Raw genomic sequence first — 2,160 nt, forward strand, 5'->3', positions numbered from 1 at the left:
CGGGAGGGTGTGGGTGGGCCGGTGCTCGAGTATGTGGGTCGTTCGGATTGTCAGGTGAAGATTCGTGGTTTCCGCGTCGAACTCGGCGAAATCGATGCGGTGCTGACGCAGCATCCCCGTATTGCGTTCGCGGTGACCCTCGGTCGCACCGCCCCGTCCGGGGACACCGTCCTGGTGTCGTACGTTCTACCGTCCGGTGACGGCGAACCCGACGTCGCCGAGGTCACCGACCATGTGCGCGGCAGTGTGCCCGCGCACATGGTGCCCGCGACGATCGTGATCCTCGACGAGTTGCCCCTCACCCCGGTCGGCAAGCTGGACAAGCAGGCCTTGCCCACACCGGATTTCGCGGTGGTACGCACCGTCTTCCGTGCGTCGGACAGTGCGACCGAGCGGACCGTGGCAGATACCTTCGCCGACGTACTCGGACTCGATCGGGCCGGGCTCGACGACAACTTCTTCGACCTGGGCGGCAATTCGCTGAGCGCGACCCGCGTCGTCGCCCGTGTCAACTCTGCACTGGGTACCGGCCTGGGGGTCCGCGAGCTGTTCGAGGCACCCACGGTGGTGGGGTTCGCCGCCCGCGCCGATGAAGCAGATCGCCGCGTCGCGGCGCGTGCCGCACTCACCGGGGGCGTACGCCCCGATCGCCTGCCGCTGTCGCTGGCGCAGCAGCGGATGTGGATCGTCAATCAGGTCGACACGGCTTCGCCCGCCTACAACATTCCGATAGCGCTGCGCCTGTCCGGCGAACTCGACATCGAGGCCATGCGCGCCGCTTTCGAGGACGTCGTCGACCGGCACGAACCACTCCGCACCGTCTACCCCGGCTCCGCGGGCGGCCCGCACCAGGTGGTGCTTCCCGTGGACCAGGTGACCCTCGACCTCACTCCGGTCACCGTGTCCGACGAAGCGGCGCTGCGCACCGAGCTGGTGTCACTGGCGTCGGCCGAATTCAACGTGCGCAGCGACGTCCCGATGCGCATCGCACTCCTGCGGATCGGTCCGGACGAACACGTGTTGGCCCTGGTTCTGCACCATATCGCGGCGGACGGATCATCGATGGCGCCGCTGGCCCGCGACGTGATGATCGCGTACACCGCGCGTGCACACGGACATCCGCCCGCGTGGGCGCCGATGCCGGTGCAGTACGCCGACTTCGCGCTATGGCAGCGCCGCACCCTCGGCAGCGACACCGACCCGGACTCGCCCATCTCGGCGCAGCTGGACTACTGGCGCCGGACCCTCGACGGGATGCCCGAGCTGCTCGAGCTGCCGCTCGACCGCCGGCGACCCCTGCAGCGGTCCTCGCACGGCGCCACCGTGCCGTTCGCGATCGGCGCGGACCTGCACAGGAAGCTGTCCGACCTTGCTCGGAGTCATGATTCGACACTGTTCATGGTCGCGCACGCCGCTCTCGCCGTCCTGCTCGGTCGGCTGAGCGGTGCGACGGATCTCGCAGTGGGCACGCCCGTCGCCGGCCGCGGCGACGCGGCACTGGACGAGATGGTCGGCATGTTCGTCAACACCGTGGTGCTACGGACCGAAGTCGCACCCGAACGCTCCTTCACCGACCTGATGGCGCACGTCCGCGACACCGATCTCGGCGCGTTCGGGCAGACAGAGGTGCCGTTCGACCGGGTCGTGCAGGCGGTCGACCCGGTGCGGTCCACGGCGCACGCCCCACTGTTCCAGGTGCTGCTCGAATTCCAGAACACCGAGGAGAGCCGACTCGAACTGCCCGGTCTGACCGTCGAGGTCGTCGACGCCGGCGTCGAGGTCGCTAAATGCGACCTGTTGCTGACCCTCAGTGAGAACGTCGACGAAACCGGCGCGCCCGCAGGGATGTCCGCCGCATTCGGCTTCGCCACCGACGTCCTGGACGCGGGCACCGTCCGCGGCTTCGCGGATCAGTTCGTCCGGATCCTCGACGCGGTCACCGCATCGCCGGATCGCCCGATCGGCGACATCGACGTTCTCGGCGCGGCCGAGTTGGCTCGGTTGTCGCCGGTGGTGGGTGGGGGGTCGGCGCCGGAGGTGTCGTTGCCGGGGTTGTTGGCGGCGTCGGTGGGGGTGGATCCGGATGCGGTGGCGGTGGTGTGTGGGGGTCGGGTGTTGACGTATGGGGAGGTGGATGCGGCGTCGAATCGGTTGGCGCGG

The 2,160-nt window shown here is 68.9% G+C and carries 1 protein-coding gene; it reads left to right on the forward strand.

What is annotated here, in order from left to right:
* Positions 1–54: 54 nt before the first annotated feature.
* Positions 55–2,160, forward strand: a 2,106-nt coding sequence (locus tag ACFTZB_RS45210; protein WP_378442467.1) for a condensation domain-containing protein, incomplete at its 3' end; no start/stop codon positions are given.

This window comes from Rhodococcus sp. NPDC057014, from assembly GCF_042673295.1.
Taxonomy (GTDB): Bacteria; Actinomycetota; Actinomycetes; order Mycobacteriales; family Mycobacteriaceae; genus Rhodococcus_F.